The sequence below is a fragment of the Pseudomonas khavaziana genome, from assembly GCF_036704165.1.
GTDB lineage: Bacteria > Pseudomonadota > Gammaproteobacteria > Pseudomonadales > Pseudomonadaceae > Aquipseudomonas > Aquipseudomonas khavaziana.
In genome coordinates, this window is the sequence record NZ_CP129946.1 from 546,774 (window position 1) to 564,944 (window position 18,171).

Genomic DNA, 18,171 nt, shown 5'->3' on the forward strand with positions numbered 1-18,171 from the left:
GGCTTTTTTATACCTGAATACCAATGAACACTGGGAATTGGCATAGCTCTTGTATCGCTGTCGTGACAGTGGCCCAGGGTGATGACTGCACAGTTCTGTCACAAACCTTGAGTAAGTTAGCCGCTCACGCAGCAGGAGAGAGCGCTGAAATGAATGCCGATATCAACCCTATCTACACGCGCCCATTCCACCCGACGCGGGTCAACGGCGACGCGATCCATGCGCTGGCGCTCTGGTTGAAGGCAAACGGCTCGAGACAGATCAGGCAAGCGCCTGACTGGCGCAGCGTGATGCGTGAACGTTATCCGGTGGGGTTGTTCACCGAGGATGAAGTGCGGGAGCTGTGTGACCTGATGCGTAACTCTCAGGCGCGCTGAAACACTAGGTGGGAGGGGGCTTGCTCCCGATGCAGTGTGTCAGCAACACATCCGGTGACTGACACACTGCAATCGGGAGCAAGCCCCCTCCCACAGGTTGCATTTATTCGGCCTTAGAAACTGTAGGTACCGGTGACGACCAGGCTACGCGGCTCTCCCGGTTGAATCTGCGCCGCGCTGGTCGTCGAGGCGTAGTAGTTTTTGTCAGCGATATTGTTCAGTGCCGCCCTGACGTCCCATTCCTTCTGACGGAAACCGGCCAGTGCGTCCCAGCGCCCATAGCCCGGCAGCACCACGGTATTGAGGTTGTCGGCGTAACGATCACCTACCAAGGTCAAGCCGGTTTCCGCGTACCAACCCATTTCGGGCTTCCAGGTGATGAACAGGCTGGCATTACGCTTGGCTACGTCGCTGATCCGTTTGCCTTCAAAACCATTGTTGTCCTTCTCCACCTTAGCGTCCTGCAGCCCCACGCCGCCGCGTACGTACCAGTTGTCGACGATCTTGCCGGTGGCGGTCAGCTCCACGCCGCGTGAGCGTTGCAAGCCTGTGAGCAGGGTGATGGTGCGGTCCAGTGGGTCGCTGGTGCGGCGGTTGTAGAGTTCCAGTTCGTACACGGCCAGGGTGGTGCTCAGGCGGTCGTCGAGCCAGTCGCTTTTCACGCCGATTTCTTTTTGCTTGGTCAATTCGGGGCTCAGGTCATTGACGCCACCGGCCGCATTCGGCGTGATACCGATCAGACCGCCGCCTGCGGGTGTGAAGGTCTTGCTCCACGAGGCATAGAACGAATGGTGCTCCAGCGGCGTCCACACCAGGCCGACGCGTGGGCTGGTGCTGTGGCTCTTCACGTTTTGCTGGGTGTTGAGCAACTTGCTGGTGGTGTCCACTTCAAAACGGTCATAACGCAGTCCGCCCAAGAGTTGCCACTGATCATTCAGGCGCAGTTGGTCCTGCACGTACAGGGCGCGGCTTTCGACTTCGGTGTGGTTGTTGCTCGAAACGCTCATACGCCCGATGTGGCTCAGGTGGCGATTGGGCTGGTTGAGGTCCAGGCTCGGCACGGCCTGGCCGCCTCGATTGACGGCGGTAGCGGAGTACAGCTTCGGATCGCGGCGCTGGCTGCCCAGCTCAATACCGGTGAGCAGGCGGTGCTCCAGGCCGAAGGTGTCGAAACCACCTTCCAGCTCAAGGTTGTTGAACACATTGCGGGTGGTCAGGTCCTGCTGCCAGTGTTGGCGGGTGACGGTGTTGGTTTTCGGGTCGTAGCCGGTCTGGTAGGTGTTGTCGAAATCGCTGTCGAGCTTGAACACGCCGAGGGTGTGGCGCAGTTGCCAGTTGGCGTTGAGCTCATAGGCGAGCTTGGAACGCAGGGACTGGGATGTATCGTCGATGTAATCGCCGCTATCAAAATAGGTGGTGCTGCGGCTCACATCGGCCGGACGCCCGTTGACCCCGGGGATGCCGCGGTCCGGCGTGCGGTTGTAGCGGCTGTATTCGTATTGCACCAGCCAGTTCAGCTCAGGGGTGAGCTGCCAGCTCATCGATGGTGCGAACAACTGGCGGTTGCCACTGACCCCATCGCGAAAGCTTTTGTTGTCCTGGTTGCCCATGTTCAGGCGCAGGCTGATGGTGTCAGTCGGATCGGTGCTCAGGTCGGCGTACAGGCTGCGCAAATCATTGCTGCCGCCTTGGGCTTCGATGCTGGATTTCTGCCCCTGGGTAGGCAGTTTGCTGACGCGGTTGACGATCCCACCCTGGCCTCCGCGCCCGTACAGCACCGCAGCCGGGCCCTTGAGCACTTCGATGCGCTCGATGTTATGCAGGTCGCGCACGTACTGGCTGTCGTCGCGGATGCCGTCCAGATAGAAATCGTTGCTCGCGTCAAAACCGCGTATGCGCAAACTGTCGAAGCGCGTGTCGGCGCCGCTGCTGACGTTAGGGATGCCGCTTAATGCCTGGCCCAGGTCGTTGGTGCCGTAGGAGCGCAGGCTTTCGGTCTTCACGGAATCGATGGCCTGGGGCACGTAGCGCACGGACGTGGCGGTGCGAGTGGCGGTGCTGGTTTCCTTGACGCGTGGGTCATCTTCGTCAGCCTCGGCGTTAATCGAGGTTTCAGGCAATACCGTGGTCGCATTGGCAAAACCGACAGACAGCAAAAAAGAGAGCCCTAAGGAAATGGGCGTCAGGCGCGGGACAAGCATGGGGGGGAGTATCCAAATGGTCTGGCAGGGAAATAGTGTGCGAACGGTAATGCTTTGCATTTGCGCGTGTTATCTATTCCCTATGGTGCTGCCTGTTAGATTTGTTACTTAATGTGTTTTTGTCCGTGTGCAGCCACATTTGGTGACTTTCATTGCAGCGCTTTAGCTCGCTGCTTAGACGAATATCGCCTAAATACAGACGATTCACGAAATTGACACTTAGTTCAATGCCCGCATAGGATTGCGCCCAACGCCTGTGGCTAACCACCATGACTAAATCCAATAAAAAAGGCCCGCGGCAGTTCAGTCGTCCGCGGGCCTTCTTTTTGCGGGAAACAGTCGACACCAGAAAAAAGCAACACGGAGCCTGGTGTCACAGCGCGTACTCAACCCGTAATAAGGAATATAAGAACATGTTGAAGCAACGGATGAGTCTGATCGCTCTGGGGATTTTGAGCGCATCGACAGCAATGGCAAACGACCAGGAGCAATCCAAGGGTTTTGTTGAAGACAGCCACCTGAACATCGCCGCACGTAACGCCTACATCAGCCGTGACAAAAAAAATGGCGAGAAGGACAAAGCTGAATGGGGCCAAGGCTTCATCGGCAAGTTCGAGTCCGGCTTCACCCAAGGCACTGTGGGTGTGGGTGTGGACGTGATTGGCCAATACGCTATTCGCCTGGACGGTGGTAAAGGTCGCGCTGGCGCCGGCGGTATCGACTTCTTCAAGCAGGGCAACGGCACTGTTGATGAAAACGGCCAGCGAAACCCGGGCTCGGCACCACACGACCTGGCCAAAGGCGGCGCTGCGGTGAAGTTCCGCGTTTCCAACACCGTGCTCAAGTACGGTGATCAGTTCCCGGCTGTACCTGTGCTGCAGTACGACAACTCCCGCCTGTTGTCGGAAACCTACACCGGTACTTCGATCGTTTCCAAAGAGATCGCCGGTCTGCAACTGGACGCGGGTCACTTCACCAAAGAAGCGCGCAAGAGCATGGAAGGCACCGACAGCGGCCGCCTGAAAAGCATCGACTACATTGGTGGTAGCTACAAATTCACCGAAAGCCTGTCGGCTGCCCTGTACGCTTCCGACATGCAGGACGTGCTGAAGAAGCAATACGTCAACGTCAACTACGTGCTGGCCCTGCCAGAGAAGCAGTCGCTGACGTTTGACTTCAACGGCTACAAAACCAAGCTCGACCGCAGCTTCGCCCTGGAAAACCAAGGTGATGCGGATGCTCGCGACAACAAGATCTGGAGCCTGGGCGCCACGTGGGCTGTTGGCCCGCACAGCTTCACCCTCGCTCACCAGCGCAGCACCGGCGACACCGGTTACCTGTACGGTGGCTACCGCAATGCTGGCGGTATCGGCGACGGCGGCAATACCATCTTGCTGGCCAACTCCTACTGGTCTGACTTCAACGGCAAGGACGAGCGCTCCTGGCAAGCAGGTTACGGCATCGACTTCGCCACCTTCGGCGTACCGGGCCTGACCTACAACATCGCCTATGTGCGTGGTACCAACATCGACGACGGCAGCGGCCGTGGCGACGGTACCGAGCGTGAAATCTTCAACCAGTTCAAATACGTTGTTCAGAGCGGCCCAGCCAAAGACCTGAGCCTGCGTGCTCGCGCCTCGTGGTTGCGCGTTTCCGACAACGCCAGCAAATACAACACTGGTGGTAACGAAATCCGTCTGTTCGCCGACTACCCGATCAACGTTTTCTAATTGATCGAGCGTCGCGCCTGATTCCAGGCAATAAAAAACCCCGACTGGTTCGGGGTTTTTTATTGCCTGGCGGCGAGTGTTTTCGCCTGGGTGGAGTGTTCTGAATGTCAGGCTTTAACCGGCGCGAGCTTCTTGCAGTTTTCCTTGCGTGCGGGGTATTGCTCGCACTTGCGCAGCACGGTTTGTACCTGCTGCGTATTCTGCAGTTGCTGGTTGGCCAACAGCTTTTCAGTGATGAACAGCTCTTCCGAGCCCAGATTGCGTTCGGCCTTGTCGATCATCGCCAGCGCCGCTTGCCCATCACCCCGTTTGAGGTGGTAGCTGATCATCAAGTCATAGGTCGAAGGGCCGGCCAGAGACCAGTCCTTGATCGCCTGCAACTCTTTCAACGCTTCGCTGTTTTTACCCTGGGCCAGGCGCACGGTATAGGCGGTGCGCCGAATACTCGGCTGGTCCTTGACCGGCGAAGCCAGCGCCTTGCGGATAAACCTTTCGGCATCCGGCACTTTGTTTTTCTCCAGGGCATCGATAGCAAAATACGCATCTTTATAACCCTGCAAGGCCTTCGCCACTTGGGGCGTGTTTTTCATCTTCGACCAGCTTTGCGGGTTGACCCGGGCGCGGCGTTCCTGGCGATATTCGCGTTGCAAGTACTGGCGCAGCTCGGTGTCGCGGTCCATGGCCGACATATGCGAGCGGTTGAAGTACTGGGTGGTTGCGGTGATGCCGGTGGTCAGGCCGTCCTTGACCAGCACGTCCAGCTCTTTGGTGAACTGGTTGAGATTGAACTGCTGCAGCGAATCCTGCATGGCATTCTTGCGCGCCGTGAGAAAGCCCGTGAGCAACGGCTTCTGCTTGCCCTGGAAGTCATTGAGGCGCTCCAGGCTATGGGTGGCGGCGCGCGGGGCGTAACCGGCGCGGATCATCAAGTCGGTGCCGAGCAGGTCAGCCTGGTCTTCCTGGCTACGACCCCAGGCGGTGCTCCATACCTGATCGGAAAAGGTATTGGCCAGTGCGGTGTACAGCACCGTGTTACCGATGGTCTTTTGTGTGCCGGCCGGGTCCTTGCTGAACAGCTTCATCGTCCCGGAGCTGCGGTCGACGCCCGTATCGGCAGCCATGGTGGCCAAGGCGACCGTGGAGGCGACGGTGGTGAACATGTCTTTCTGCTGCTGGAAGGCGGCCATGCGGTCATGGTGATGCAGCAGCACATGGCTCATTTCATGGCCAAGCATTGCCGCGATTTCGTCTTCGCTGGCAACGTTGTCGAGCATGCCCAGCGGCACGAACAGGTTGCCGTAAGGGTCCGCCGACGGCCCGAACCCATAGCTGTCGGTGATCTTCACCTGTAGCGGCGGCAACTCCCCCGGCCAGCCCTTGGACAAGCGCGTGACAATGCCTTGCAAGTAACCTTGCAGCATCGGGATATCCACCAGGTTCTGCTGGCGCGCCTCGGCAGCCGGCACCGCCCGCCCGTCGTAGCTCAGACGCTGCTGGCTCTGGCGCTGTGGGTCGAGCTTGTAGTACTGGCGCACGTCGGTGTTGTCCACGTAGTGGCCCTGGACCCGGGATTGGGTCGAAGGCCCCACCAGGTTCAAAAACGCCTGGTCTGCGCCCTTCAAGGTCGCGCAACCACTGAGCACGGAACAAGCCAACAGGCTGGCTGCCACTCGATATCCCTTCACCGCAACGCTCCTTTTATTGATTGCAACCGGCACCAAAACCGATGGTGGAATTATTGCGGCTGTCCTTGGCCTGGCTTTTGGTCAGGCCCTGGCAAGGCAGGTCGACGACGTTCAGCGGCGGTTCGATACGCAGGTCCATGGTGTCCAGCCAGACCTTCTGGCCGGCCAGCTCTACCTGCACCAGGTCCAGCGCCTGGTTGTACTGCAACACCGGCACGGGCTGGGTGGGCGCATCCTTTTTCGCCAGCTCACGCTGTTGCTTGCCCTGTTCGTCGAGCACCGTCACCGGGTCGGCCAGGAACGCCTGGATACTGTGGGTTTCCGCCCAGGCGCCTGGGGTGAAGAGGGCGGCGAGCAAGACAATCAGACTTCTGTTCATCCTTGGGTTCCTTGAGTCAAAGGGCAAAGCGGCACACTCAGCGATCGCGGTCGAAGAAAGCTTCGATCCGCTCGCTGAACAACACCAACGACAGCAATACAATGCCCAGCACGTTGACCGGGGTGATGTCATTGAGGCTCAGCAGCACACTGACCGCCGCCAACATCGACATCACCAACAGCCACGACGGGCACGGCGAGGTAAAAAACCAGATTTCCTGGCGCCGCCAACGGCTCCAGGTGCGATGGCCCGCCAGGCGCCGTGCGTGCAGCGCCTTGAGCACGGCAATCAACGCCAGCAGCCCGAGCTCCAGCAGGTCCAGCCAATTGAAGGGCAGGGCGGGGAAATTGGCCGGTTCATGGTCGTAGGCCATGCCTGAATTGATCAGGTTATCCAGGGCCATGGCATGCAGGTAAACGCCGGGGAGCTGGCCGTGTACCGGCGACTCCACTAGGTCCCCGGTGGAGGCGATATTGGCGCCGACCAACACCAGACGGTCGCGAAGTAACTCGGCGATCAAGGCTTGGTCGTTGGGGTCGGTAACTTCCAGGTCACTGGCCGACAACGTCAGCGTATAAGGGCACCGCGCCTGGGCCGAGTCATCGAGCTTCCAGAACACGGCCTGGAACAACTGCGCCACCCCGTCCAGCAAGAAATGCCGCGCGGGCGCGCAGTGGCTGATATCCGCAATACGCGCCTGTTCCGGCGCCAGCTTCAGCCCCCACTGCACCGCAATCGGCTGGCGCTGCGCAGCGGTTTGCGCATCCACCGGGGGCGGCTTGCACTCGTGCGCGGCACAGAACACCCGGTACAGCGCCAAGGCGGGGGTTTCCATCAGCCCGGCCTGGGTGTGCTTGGCCAGTGGATACTTGTCATCCACCCCTTCCCACACCACCAGGGCGGGGCGGCTGACCTGCATAAAAGGCGCCAGCGTATTGGCCTGGCCCGCCTCTGCGCGCGTCAACCCGGTATTGGCCAACCACAGCGGGATGCCCTGGCGTTGATAACGCTCAAACACATTCGCCAGCAACTGACTGCCCCGCGCCGGGTCGCCCAACGAGTGGTCATGGCTGTACAGCAAATCCACAAACACCGCTTGAGGCTTGTAAGCCAGCAGGCGCTTGAACAACTTGCTCTGCTCGCCATAAGGCATGGGCCACGAACTGTTGTTGCGCATCAGGTAGGCATCATCGATCAACACCACCGCCACCCGCTGCTGCCCAAGGCTCGGGTAGTGACTGGCGAACATGCGATTGAGCCACTGCGCCGACGCCTTGTCGCTGGAACTGGCCAGGCCGAAAGGATCAAGAATAGCCAGCAACACGATGATGACCGCCAGCCAATAGCGGCGGTATTTGAACAGCGGTGGGTTCGACAACATCCATGTCTCGATTAAAGGCACAAGCAAGGCGGGGTTTTTAACCGGAGTGGGAGGGAGTGTCAAACGGAAAAGTGGCTAATTGCCATATCATTGCTGATATGCGAATCGCCATTCGCAAAAAAGCCCCGACCTATTCAGGCCAGGGCTTTCTCCTGTGAGCGCCGGGCCCGTCAGCCCAGACACCGCACGACTTCGTTACGCCTCAATATTCCCAGGCGACTCCAACACCTTCACCACATCATCAATCACCGCCTTGCTCATCTCCTGCAAAAAATGCGACGCCCAGGCGTAACGGTCCGTGTCCTGCGTCATCGCCGCATCTTCCGCGAGCAGCTTGGCGAGGTGGAGCAAGTCGGAAACGTGATGCAAGGCTTCATGCAGGGAAACACCGCTGTTGACGCGGAACAGAGGTTGGTCGGAGTGAAAGGAAAAGGGGGTGACGCCGAGGGTGGTTAACGCAGACGCATTTGTAACGGTCATCGGTAAAACTCCCGTATCAAGTGAGAGCTACCACGTTCGTTCTCAGGCGAATGGGTGGCAGCTGTGCGCAGGCTGAGAAACCGGAGATACAGGAACCCGGCAGACCCGAAGGTCTCCCACGCACAGCCGCCATTGCACGAATTGTGAGGCGAAAAAAAACGCCTGCAAATCGGGTTTGGGGGCGCTTGGTGCGCCTGCATCTTGCCGGGTTCTCAGGCCCGGTCGCTGAATTGGCAGCGACAGGAGGGAGGGTAGCGTGGTGGGGCGTGGGGAGCAATCGGGAAAGTGGATTAGTTGTGTCTGCTGGTTTTAGGGTAGGCATTGATCATAGGGTGGTTCTTGGTTTTATGGATCTTTCATAATTATGGTCTGTCTTTGATCTTGTATAAAAGCTCGGATAATCCGCAGGCACTGGGAGAGGTTTTCCTTGTTTTGAATACGTAAAAGAGTCAGACCATGATTTATGTTATTATCGAATGCTGTGGTTTTATCCTTGTTTGGTAAAAAATAATGCATAAGTTGTCTATAGAACCATTCTGATACTGGCACGTAGAGATGTGCTATATAAAGTTAGTTATTTTGCTGTTTTTGAAGTTATACAAAGTTAACGAAGTCCCTTCGCAAGCAGTAAGCAGTTATATCTGCATTTCCAAATTCATCTTTGAGTATTCCGAAAGAATAATCTGGATGGTACAAACGGGGTTGTGAGTAAGATATTTCGGCAGAGTCTCCCATAAATGGGAATGCTAGTCCCATTGCAAGCGCATGCGGTTTTGGCCCGATAGGTATCATATCAATATTTCCGCTGGTTCCCTGCTTAATGTCTTTAAGCCAGTCGAGAGCGGAAAACATGTCCATTGAATTAATTCGTTTGATTTCAGTTTGTAGATCCATTCCTTGAGATAGATCGTGAAGCAACCTCCAGCTTCTTCTGAAACCTGGTGATCCAGGTGGGAAAGGAAATAAAAATTTTGCAGTTCTTCCTCTCTGCTGCTCTAACAAGTCTCCTAGATTAAAGGCCATGTAGCCGACGCTAACTATTGTGGTTGGGTCGCCAATGTAGTTGGATATCCGAGAAAAACCCGGTATAGGCGAGGGAGGCAGGGCATCCTCTGTAAGTTGTCCCTCCTTATATCCTTCAGGCCTTGTATAACAGACCACTAAATCCTTCACATTTTTAGAGCTGAGAAATTGCTTTACCAAAAATAAAAATACTCTCTTCGGCATGCCACTTATATCGAGCATAAGAGAAAGATCAGGCGTGGCACCGACTAGGTGGGAAAAATTGTACCAAACACTTGGCTCTGAAAGTAGTTCAGCATTTATCAAATCAAGCCGTGCGCCAAATAAATTCTTTATTATTTTTTCATGATCGTTGGTTGAAGACAGGACTTGAGAAGTAAAACGGTTTTCTGGGTCGCTTATTTTTAAGCAGAACTGATTATTAGTGCTGTTTTTTGAAAGCCAGTCAGCCACGGCTAAGCATCTTGGCTCAAATGACGAGCACAATATTCCAGTCCAGTTTCGATGGCCTACGTTATTAGTTAGCCAATCAATTTTACCCCAAGGGTGTATCTGCGCCACGTCAGCCTCCTAAAATTTCAATTCCGTTTGCAGAGGATTATTATCGTCTTGATATTTTTTTTGAGAAGGATAGAGATTTTCGTTGTAAATATGTTCGAGTTCTCTAGTAGATGTATATATAGGCTCTTTTGTTCTGATATGTGGAATTCGAAAGTGAGGGCTTAGTAGAGGGTTTAAGTACCATTTGATTCTAGGTAAACCATCTGAGAGCTTCGTAGTGTGATCTGACTCTATAAGATCACCATGATCTCTACAGCTTCGAATTAAATTCGTAATTTCAGTTTTTTTCTCAAAGTCAGATATGTAGAGGGATATTCCATTATGTCCGGGGTTTGAAAGCGACTTGTCGCTGCGAATCTTATTTGAAAACCAAGATCCAATTGCATTAATGAACTTTAACCGGCGATCGCCGTCAGTTCCTTCCTTAAGCTTCTCAGACCAAATTCTGCTTGCCTCATTTATACCAATCGTTTGCTTGTCTATTTCAATTTTCGGAATGTAAGTTTTTTCAAGTTCATCGTCTGATGTGCTTCTGAGCCAAGCTGCCCAAATAGCTCTGCAAATAGTCATAAATGCTAGTATGTTATAGCCTGAAAGATCAACAATATGACGCTGGCCACTCCATATGAGCATTTCCTTCGCGTCACCTGCGATTTGTACTAGTGCCGCTTCGTTTCTTTCTTTTTTCCAATATGTACGGCGAGCCCAACCCATGATGGGTTTAATATCCGTCGCCTGGTATGTTTTTTCGGTTTGCTGTTTTCGCTGACGTAGCCATATTTCACCCAACTTTGCCTCTAAAGGATCAGTTTCCCAAAGTTTCTCGAGAGTGGCCCTCCATTCGTTAGACCAGCTTTCAGGTATCTGTAATGTAGAAGACTTTTTCTTAACATATTTTTTTGCTCTTTCTGATGGGGAGAGAGTTGCTCCAAAAACCTTAGTTAAAACACTTTTCTCTTTTTCATCAAGTTCGAAGCCATATGTACTAAGTCGACGCCTGAAAACGTCTTCTGCAAAAGTTCCAAAGTCAGCTATCTGAGAGTTCTGTTCTTTTCTTTTGAACATTTCATCAATATCTACTATTGAGTAGTCTCGCATTATTTCCAGATGTGCGCCGCTACCCCACACGGCAATATCTTCGCTCCAAGCATAATGGCGAGTCCCCACTCGATAAGCGACCCGTCCATCACGCATAGCTAAAGCTTGATTTATAACCTGTCTGAAAACATTTGAGTATCCAGACGATTTTTCTAGCTCATATAGCTCTTCATGCTGATCAATCCTAAGAAAGACTAATGAACTCTCAGGTATTATGCCAGAGTCTCGAAGCCCATCGGCTAAAACCGCCGCGGGCTCACCGACTCTTGTCTTTGTAGTCTCTATGGAGTCATCTAGAGAGTTTGTGTTGAAGTTAAAGTAGCGCCGATATTCTTTCAGCCGATTTGAAATTTTATCACTTATTTCGACGATGTTGGAACAGTTGTCTAGGTAGCCAAACCACGCATCTGAGGATTTTAGAAACTCAACAAGTTTTTGTTGGCTTTCTTCATTCCACTTAATGGGGAATTCGGCTTGTAAAACATTATCTTTTATTTGTTCGCTTGATAAGTATTTTATATTTGCGAGTAGATCCTCTACTAGGAGGTAATTTACATAATCTGCAAATGTCGTTGCTGCCCAATCTCGACGTCTATCTGATGGGATTTCCGATAACCGAGAGGCAACTATTCGTGCATTATCACGAATTAAATGTATTCCCGCTGCTATAAAATTTTTATACTTTTTAGGGGCGGGATAGGGTTCGCCAGCACGTGCGTATGCGATGCGAGTATTGGTGCTTAACAGCCCAAGAAGCATGCTTTTACCACTGCCTTGACGCCCTTTTACGACCACATTGCCCGTCCCAAAAAGCTCCTCAGAGTGTGTAACAACATAGGGGCTAAACATTTTTACAAAATCTGCAGGAGCAAGTATTTCCGTAACCCATAGATCGTGAAAAGGATTATCAAACCTATTCATGCTATCACCTTTAATTCTCGCTCAGAGCGTGGGAATAGAGGGTTCCATGTTGTCGTACGATGGTGAAATATTGGGGGGGTATTATTGGGGCAGTTACTATACATAACTACTAAGCTACCAATTTTTTTCCAGCCGAATTCCTCTCCATCGAGGTTAAAATTCATGGTCTTATATCCAGTTTTCATAATGTTTCTTAGGTCAGAAAAAAGCTTAGGTTCGCTAATATTCGGAACTTCAGAAACAAGGCATTCATCAGCAAGTACAGTGACAGGTTTATAATGGATATTTTTTCTTTTGAGGTCGCTTATAACCCCCTTTATCTTTCTATCGCCAGGAGCACACACAAGTAGTGGAATTAGGAGAATTGGCCCTTCAAATTCAGCGGCCGCAAACCTCAACGCTCTACTGACTTGACCTCCTGATCCGACGAAGTCTTCAATCAAAACTAAATATTTGATACCCTCTTTCACCTGATATAGTTTTATTTTTGCAGGGCAAGAAAATTGTCGCATACTCAGCCAGTCTGGCCGCAGGCTTTTACCAGAAAGACCGGTTAGGTGGAGGAATCCATTAATCCTTAGACTATCTGTTACAGGACAAGGCCAAACAGCTTCAAGTTCAATGTCCAACCTTTCACTCGCGTCAGGAGAGAAAATATCGATGCTGGCCATGTCTACCAGCCATGGTTTTATTATGTTGTCAAATGCACATCTATAAAGTTCTTCGAATTCTTGCTGGCCAGCAAAAAATAAATACTCAATGCTTCTAAAGGCAATCCACTGATCTTCATGATCTTCGTAATGCTCTAGCCAATCATTGAGTCGAACCATGAAGTCTCTGCTAACGCGTTGAGAAACCTTTTTTGTAGGTTCAAATTGTTGAAATAGTTGCGCAGCTAATGTTTCGTAAAAACTTCTTAATTTGCTTGCTCGAATTGAACGTTTTTCATCAATGGAGTTAACTTCAAGCTCCATTCTTTCAATTGTTCGCAGTTTATTACTCATGGTCTGATTCCGAAGCTAAAGCAGACTTAATCATCTCGCCTATTGCAAGCCCCATTAAAGGTGGCACAGCATTAGCAACTAGGCGAAATTGATCCTCTATTGAACCATGAAATATGTACTCGTCGGGAAAACCTTGAATACGGGCTGCTTCTCTAACGCTAAAACCCCGTTGCTCCGTAGGATGAAGAAAACACCGGGGGTCACCGAATCTAGAGTCCACAGTAAAAGATGCTCCGTCTGGTGATGCTCTTCTATATTTTCCGTTGAAGGTGTGTCTCAAGTCGATTTTTGAGTCGACTGGTTTTATGTAGTTCTTTTTTGCCAGTGAGTTGATATTTCTAAGCACTCGACGCCCAAGCTCAGTCTGTATGCATTCAATAGAAACCGGGTCGGCATCTCCGAAAGTTCTAGTTCTGTTGCGTCTACGAAGCTTCATAATTGTCGTAAGAACTTCTTTCTCTTCATCTGAAGTTTCGCCAAAGACTTCCGGAATCTCCCAAGTGTGTACGGACGTTTGTGCTCCCCTGACGTTGCATAGCTTTTGCCCTGCTCTGATACGGTACGATATTTTATAGTCAGCTGAGTCTGGAGTTAATCTCTTAGGTTCATGATTGGGCAGGCTAGATGATCCCATAATCACTTCTTGGAGGGTTGGGGGTTGCATCGTTATAATCTGAGGCTTCAACTCTATATTTTTTTTCCAGGCGACTAATATTACTCTTTTGCGAGTTTGCGGAACGCCAATTTCTCTAGAGTCGATAATCATCCCCGAAAAATTATATCCGGCGATTTCAATTGTCTTGCATGCTAAATCCCAATGCTTTTTATGACCGCCTTGCAGAATTCCAGGGACATTCTCAAATATCATCACTTTTGGGTTGGCATCAATCGCAATTTTTACAGCCGAGTGAAGAAGATTATTTCTCGGGTCGTCAAGAATTCGTTTTCCTACGGTCGAGAACCCTTGGCAGGGGGAGCCAGCGACCACAATGTCACACTGTCCTGTATAAGGGATTTTTGCATGAGAAAGATCTAATATTTGTATGTGTTGACCTAAATTTCGTTCGTAGTTTTCTACAGCTAACGGCCAAATATCATATGCGGCCTTCGGAACAAATCCGGCCTTTATAAAGCCCAAGTCTAGACCACCACATCCAGAAAATAAGCTAATAAAACTGGGCGAGCTGCGCAGTTTCTTTGTAGCATCCTTAATTGACATATTTTTTTTCTGAAAGGTTTAATTTTTTACAAAGAGCGAAATTTTCTGGATGAGAGCTCATAGATCTTGAACAGCGTTCTTGAGTCGATAAAAAATTACGATCCCGCACATTTTCAATCTCCATTCGGTGTTTGAGCCAAAAGCAGCTGAGCCGACCAGTTTTTCATGCTCCGAATACTCTCATATCTATGCGACGACCTCTCATCGTGTGCGTACCATTTGCCGAATTGGATGCTTGTCAACCTCTGAAAGGCTTCCATTCCACAGGTTTCGGTTCTCAGCTTCCGAGAATTAGAGCACGCCCCTCCAACCAAATCTCCTGAACAAACTGATCGGTAATCGCATAAATCCCATGCCCGCGCCGCATGATGATGTTCTCCGCCACCAGCGCAATCACCACCGGTTGAATCTCTTCAACCCGTACCTCGCGGCCGACCATTTTTGAATATTCTGCGGCCGCATCAATGGAAAATATCCCCCGGGCATCCCCTTCGGTTGCGGCGATTTTGTTGAAAATCGCCAGAGCCAGGCTACCCAGTTGCTCGACTTTTTCAAGCTCAATATTCGCTGCCGCCGAGCGTAAGGTGCTGGCAATGACGGGGAGGAAGAGGTCGGGATCACCTTCCTGTTGCAAGAGTTGGCGCAACGCCTTGAGCATTTCCTCAGGTCGATTCCCCAGGGTGTTGAATGCTTCGATGGCAGCTTCGATAGAGGGGAGCTTTTCTTTCTTTACCGTCATCGCAAGACGATTGAGCAGAAACTCGACGTAATCCCCTTTTAGCAGCGGATACGCTGCTGACGTGGCGCCGGAAAAGGCTTGATTGCGTTTGGCAGTCAGCTCACTCACTTGTGCTCGGTGGGAACCGGTGCCAATAAAAAGGAAATATCCTGGCGTATTCGGGCGCGGATTGATCGCATCACGCGCAGCTTTGAGGGCCAGGAGCAGCTGATTGCCGTCATCGGAGGAAATGGCGTGTTGAACTTCGTCGATGATCAGCACCAGATCAGTCTTCGCTTGGTCGACCACCTCTGTCAGCGCTTGAGCCAATGTCGGACCGTCTGCGTTACCGATGCTGTCGAGCTTGAAACCGAACTTGAATCCTCCTGCACCGAGATCGACGTTGCTGACGCGCTTGAGCATCTCCAGCGCCGATGAGCCTGGAGTTTGTAGTTCTTTCAGGGTTTTGTGGATGGCGCTGTGCACGAGTGTTGCCGGGTTGGCCAGCGTGTCACTCCAGAGGTCGACGTAGATCACCAGAGCACCTGCTGCTTCCAGGGCAGGGATAAGGTCGTTTCTCAAAAAAGTCGTTTTACCTGTGCGGCGCAGGCCAGACAGAAACAGCCCTGAGCGTAAGCCTTCATCAAGCACGCCTGGGTGAAGAAGCTGGTTTGCCATCGATTCAGCCAATTCAGGGCGCTGAAATATGCTGCTCATGCAATTATCTCTTTTTATGGATACGCCATAATTATTGCCATTTCATAATTTAGCATAAAGCTGTAGAGGGGGAGCAAGGGGCGCAGATCCGGCAGTTTCTACGGTTTTGCAGGCGAGATGGCCGAGGGAGGCGTCGATTACTAATGCCCCAGAAACAACAAAGCCCTCGCATTTCTGCGAGGGCTTCGTTTTGTATGGTGCCGGCACCAGGAGTCGAACCCGGGACCTACTGATTACAAGTCAGTTGCTCTACCAACTGAGCTATACCGGCGTGTTAGGGCGACGATTATAGCGATTGGAAAGCTTCTGTAAACCCCTGAATTCTGACTATTTTTGCAGAAGGAGAGGTTTTCTTCGAATGGCGGGTTTTCCTGCTCCCTCGAGCGTCAATTCCTATCCCCGCAATCCACGGTGAATTTCATCTATTCCATCACCCTGCGTCTGTTCTTTGGAGTCGATGTAGGCCATGTATGCGTGCATTCACCACGCCGCAGCCTGGCTGTCTCGCGCAGCTTTGCGGAGGCTGAAAGCCCAAAAAAACATCGCATAAATTACGCTTTATACGCTTACCCCAAATGCTTATGCACAATCGGCAGGTAGATAGCGTGATGAAGCAGCCATTTTGTGTCGGCGTTCTTTGCACCCCGCAACTGCCTGTTTTGCGTGCGTTTTATTTTGTGAACAAAAAATGACCAGAGTAGATTTTGGCCTGTAACGCAGATAGATACTGGCTCGGTAAAGATTTCATCAACAGAGTTATCCACAGGGGCGTGTAGGAAGTTTCGCCGCTTAATCGCGCTCGGCCAGCACCATCAAGTTGCGCGGCGTCAGCGCTGTTTCACAGAAGCTACCGACCTCGACGTTGTAGCCTTGCTCTTGCAGGAACAATGCTCGATCGAGCACCAGCCACATTTCCAGCGGGCGTCGAAACAGGCCTCTTACCAGCTCCAGGTTGCGCACCTCGGCCAGGCGGCGCCAGCCGTGTGCCTCCAGCGCCGCCCAGTCCTGTTCGCCTGTGGATAAACCCTTCAGGTTCGCCAGTTCTCGGCAGTAGTCGGCGAAAGGTTTATCCAGCCAGCTGGCGGGCAGGGAGGGCGTTGGCAGGTATTCGTCGCAACCGCGCAGCTGGCGTTGCAGTCGGTCAAAGCCCAGGCGTCGGGCCATGGACGTATCCCGTTGCTGGCGCACGCGGTTGCCGGCGGTGACGGTTTCGCTCAGGGGCAGGCCTAGATCTTCTATGGATAGGTGCAGTCGGGATGCGCGCCCGGCAGCGGACAATGCCTGGTAGCGGTCGGCGTTGATGCGGTTGTAGCAGCAAGGCGCCAGTGCCAGTTGTTTGCAGCCGGCGGCGCTGGCCAGTTGTAGCAGGCGCACGTGCAAATCGCCGCAGGCGTGCAGGGCGACTGGTGTGTGTTCGGGATCAATCGCCATATCCGCCATGACGTTCTGCAGGCGATGGGCTGCGGGCAGGTTATGGCGGTCACTCAGGGCTTGGCCGGATGCGACCAGGGCTGGGTCGTATTCCAGGCAGGTCAACTGTTGGTCGGGTTGCAGCAGGCGGCGGCCTAGATGGCCCTTGCCGGCGCACCAGTCCAGCCAATGGGTGGGCGTTTCGGCAAAGTTCAGCGCGGCGCCGAAGGCTTCGATCTGTTGCCACTTGCGTCCGGGTACGTCGACATTCAGGCGGTGGCGAGCAGGTTCAAGCGTATGCGTGGGTAGTTTATCCACAGCACTGAGGTGTAACGCTTGGGCGGCCAGCTGCGGAAAAGGTGCCGGCGCAGGCAGGTCGTGGGGGTGGTTGTGACTGGCTTCGGCTTCGGCCAGCGAGCGCTGGCGCAGCCATCGGGACAGCGTCGGGTGTTCGGTTTCCCAGGGCAAGCGCAGATGGGTAAAGGGCCGTGGTCTCCACAGCCCTTGGTGTTCGGTCAGGAATGCATCCAGTGCCTGGAAGCGTGCCTCAACGTCCTTGGCACGCATCGACGCGCAGCCATTTTTCCAGCAGTTTGAAGCCACGCACGAGGATGTAGGCCATCACCAGGTAGAACAGCCCGGCCGCGAAGAAGATCTCTACCGGCAGGTAGGTGCGGGCGATGATGGTCCGCGCCATGCCGGTCAGTTCCAGCAGGGTCACGGTACTGGCCAGGGCGCTGGCCTTGAGCATCAGGATCACTTCGTTGCTGTAGGCTGGCAGGCCGATGCGTGAGGCGCGGGGCAGGATAATGTAGAACAGCGTCTTGGGCTTGGACATGCCCAGGGCGCGCGCCGCTTCGATTTCACCTGGCGGAATGGCCTGGATAGCACCGCGCAGGATCTCGGCGATATAGGCGGCGGTGTGCAGGGTCATGGTGACGGTGGCGCACCAGAACGGATCGCGCAGGTACGGCCACATGAAGCTGTTGCGCACCGCATCGAACTGCGCGAGGCCGTAGTAGACCAGGAACAATTGCACCAGCAACGGCGTGCCACGGAAGAAGAAGATGTAGGCGTAGGGCAGGGCGCTCACGTACCAGCGGCGCGACGAGCGGGCGATGCCGAGCGGGATCGCCAGCAGCAGGCCGGCGATCACCGCGATGGCCACCAGCTCCAGGGTCAGGGTTGCGCCCTGGGCCAGTTTGGGCAGCCACTTGATGATCACGGCCCAGTTCAGGCCCAGGTCGAAGTGCGATAGCCAGCTGTA

At 53.2% G+C, this 18,171-nt stretch carries 14 protein-coding genes and 1 tRNA gene; 2 read left to right on the forward strand and 13 right to left on the reverse strand.

Annotation, left to right across the window (positions count from 1 at the left end; genetic code table 11):
* Window positions 1–149: 149 nt before the first annotated feature.
* A complete protein-coding gene (locus tag QYQ93_RS02390) occupies window positions 150–377 on the forward strand; it encodes a hypothetical protein (RefSeq protein WP_043047359.1) in 228 nt (75 codons plus the stop codon).
* A 113-nt stretch (window positions 378–490) separates the two neighbouring features.
* Here the strand turns inward: QYQ93_RS02390 and QYQ93_RS02395 are convergent, their stop codons facing one another.
* Window positions 491–2,578 carry a TonB-dependent siderophore receptor gene (locus QYQ93_RS02395; RefSeq protein WP_338476243.1) on the reverse strand — a complete coding sequence of 696 codons (2,088 nt, stop codon included), beginning with the start codon at window positions 2,576–2,578 and terminating at the stop codon, window positions 491–493.
* Window positions 2,579–2,991: 413 nt separating this feature from the next.
* Here QYQ93_RS02395 and QYQ93_RS02400 point away from each other — a divergent pair, with 413 nt between their 5' ends.
* Complete coding sequence (locus QYQ93_RS02400; protein ID WP_043047357.1) at window positions 2,992–4,308, forward strand: OprD family porin; 1,317 nt, start codon at window positions 2,992–2,994, stop codon at window positions 4,306–4,308.
* Window positions 4,309–4,415: 107 nt separating this feature from the next.
* On the opposite strand, the gene QYQ93_RS02405 is transcribed toward QYQ93_RS02400, so the two are convergent.
* The 12 genes from QYQ93_RS02405 to QYQ93_RS02460 all read right to left on the reverse strand — a co-directional run bounded on the left by QYQ93_RS02405 (window position 4,416) and on the right by QYQ93_RS02460 (window position 18,141).
* Window positions 4,416–5,993 carry a M48 family metallopeptidase gene (locus tag QYQ93_RS02405; protein WP_043047356.1) on the reverse strand — a complete coding sequence of 526 codons (1,578 nt, stop codon included), beginning with the start codon at window positions 5,991–5,993 and terminating at the stop codon, window positions 4,416–4,418.
* Between the two features lie 13 nt (window positions 5,994–6,006).
* Window positions 6,007–6,372 carry a hypothetical protein gene (locus QYQ93_RS02410; RefSeq protein ID WP_043047355.1) on the reverse strand — a complete coding sequence of 122 codons (366 nt, stop codon included), beginning with the start codon at window positions 6,370–6,372 and terminating at the stop codon, window positions 6,007–6,009.
* 37 nt (window positions 6,373–6,409) lie between these two features.
* Window positions 6,410–7,753: a CHASE2 domain-containing protein gene (locus tag QYQ93_RS02415; protein ID WP_043047354.1), complete on the reverse strand. Its 1,344-nt coding sequence runs from the start codon at window positions 7,751–7,753 to the stop codon at window positions 6,410–6,412.
* 195 nt (window positions 7,754–7,948) lie between these two features.
* Complete coding sequence (locus QYQ93_RS02420) at window positions 7,949–8,233, reverse strand: DUF3077 domain-containing protein (protein ID WP_338476245.1); 285 nt, start codon at window positions 8,231–8,233, stop codon at window positions 7,949–7,951.
* Window positions 8,234–8,827: 594 nt separating this feature from the next.
* Window positions 8,828–9,709, reverse strand: coding sequence for a hypothetical protein (locus QYQ93_RS02425; RefSeq protein WP_164365917.1), 882 nt, complete (start codon window positions 9,707–9,709; stop codon window positions 8,828–8,830).
* Between the two features lie 117 nt (window positions 9,710–9,826).
* On the reverse strand, window positions 9,827–11,836 hold the full coding sequence (locus QYQ93_RS02430) for a hypothetical protein (RefSeq protein ID WP_338476246.1): 2,010 nt from the start codon (window positions 11,834–11,836) through the stop codon (window positions 9,827–9,829).
* The gene (locus QYQ93_RS02435; protein WP_338476248.1) at window positions 11,833–12,840 is read right to left on the reverse strand and encodes a phosphoribosyltransferase-like protein; all 1,008 of its coding nucleotides are present in this window, start codon (window positions 12,838–12,840) and stop codon (window positions 11,833–11,835) included. Before QYQ93_RS02435 ends, QYQ93_RS02430 begins: the two co-directional genes overlap by 4 nt.
* Entirely contained in the window at window positions 12,833–14,059 is a 1,227-nt protein-coding gene (locus tag QYQ93_RS02440; protein ID WP_338476250.1) for a DNA cytosine methyltransferase, read from the reverse strand. Before QYQ93_RS02440 ends, QYQ93_RS02435 begins: the two co-directional genes overlap by 8 nt.
* Before the next feature lie 277 nt (window positions 14,060–14,336).
* Window positions 14,337–15,494, reverse strand: a complete 1,158-nt coding sequence (locus QYQ93_RS02445) for an AAA family ATPase (protein ID WP_122733874.1) — start codon at window positions 15,492–15,494, stop codon at window positions 14,337–14,339.
* 195 nt (window positions 15,495–15,689) lie between these two features.
* Window positions 15,690–15,765, reverse strand: a tRNA-Thr gene (locus tag QYQ93_RS02450).
* Window positions 15,766–16,283: 518 nt separating this feature from the next.
* Entirely contained in the window at window positions 16,284–17,471 is a 1,188-nt protein-coding gene (locus QYQ93_RS02455; RefSeq protein ID WP_338476251.1) for a methyltransferase, read from the reverse strand.
* Entirely contained in the window at window positions 17,452–18,141 is a 690-nt protein-coding gene (locus tag QYQ93_RS02460) for an ABC transporter permease (protein ID WP_124380058.1), read from the reverse strand. The genes QYQ93_RS02455 and QYQ93_RS02460 overlap by 20 nt, the downstream gene beginning before the upstream one ends.
* Window positions 18,142–18,171 lie beyond the last annotated feature (30 nt).

Coding starts and splice junctions, on each gene's coding strand:
- QYQ93_RS02400 (WP_043047357.1), top strand. CDS start 2,992: ATGTTGAAGCAACGGATGAGTCTGATCGCTCTGGGGATTTTGAGCGCA.
- QYQ93_RS02415 (WP_043047354.1), bottom strand. CDS start 7,753: ATGTTGTCGAACCCACCGCTGTTCAAATACCGCCGCTATTGGCTGGCG.
- QYQ93_RS02455 (WP_338476251.1), bottom strand. CDS start 17,471: ATGCGTGCCAAGGACGTTGAGGCACGCTTCCAGGCACTGGATGCATTC.
- QYQ93_RS02395 (WP_338476243.1), bottom strand. CDS start 2,578: ATGCTTGTCCCGCGCCTGACGCCCATTTCCTTAGGGCTCTCTTTTTTG.
- QYQ93_RS02390 (WP_043047359.1), top strand. CDS start 150: ATGAATGCCGATATCAACCCTATCTACACGCGCCCATTCCACCCGACG.
- QYQ93_RS02420 (WP_338476245.1), bottom strand. CDS start 8,233: ATGACCGTTACAAATGCGTCTGCGTTAACCACCCTCGGCGTCACCCCC.
- QYQ93_RS02435 (WP_338476248.1), bottom strand. CDS start 12,840: ATGAGTAATAAACTGCGAACAATTGAAAGAATGGAGCTTGAAGTTAAC.
- QYQ93_RS02430 (WP_338476246.1), bottom strand. CDS start 11,836: ATGAATAGGTTTGATAATCCTTTTCACGATCTATGGGTTACGGAAATA.
- QYQ93_RS02410 (WP_043047355.1), bottom strand. CDS start 6,372: ATGAACAGAAGTCTGATTGTCTTGCTCGCCGCCCTCTTCACCCCAGGC.
- QYQ93_RS02440 (WP_338476250.1), bottom strand. CDS start 14,059: ATGTCAATTAAGGATGCTACAAAGAAACTGCGCAGCTCGCCCAGTTTT.
- QYQ93_RS02445 (WP_122733874.1), bottom strand. CDS start 15,494: ATGAGCAGCATATTTCAGCGCCCTGAATTGGCTGAATCGATGGCAAAC.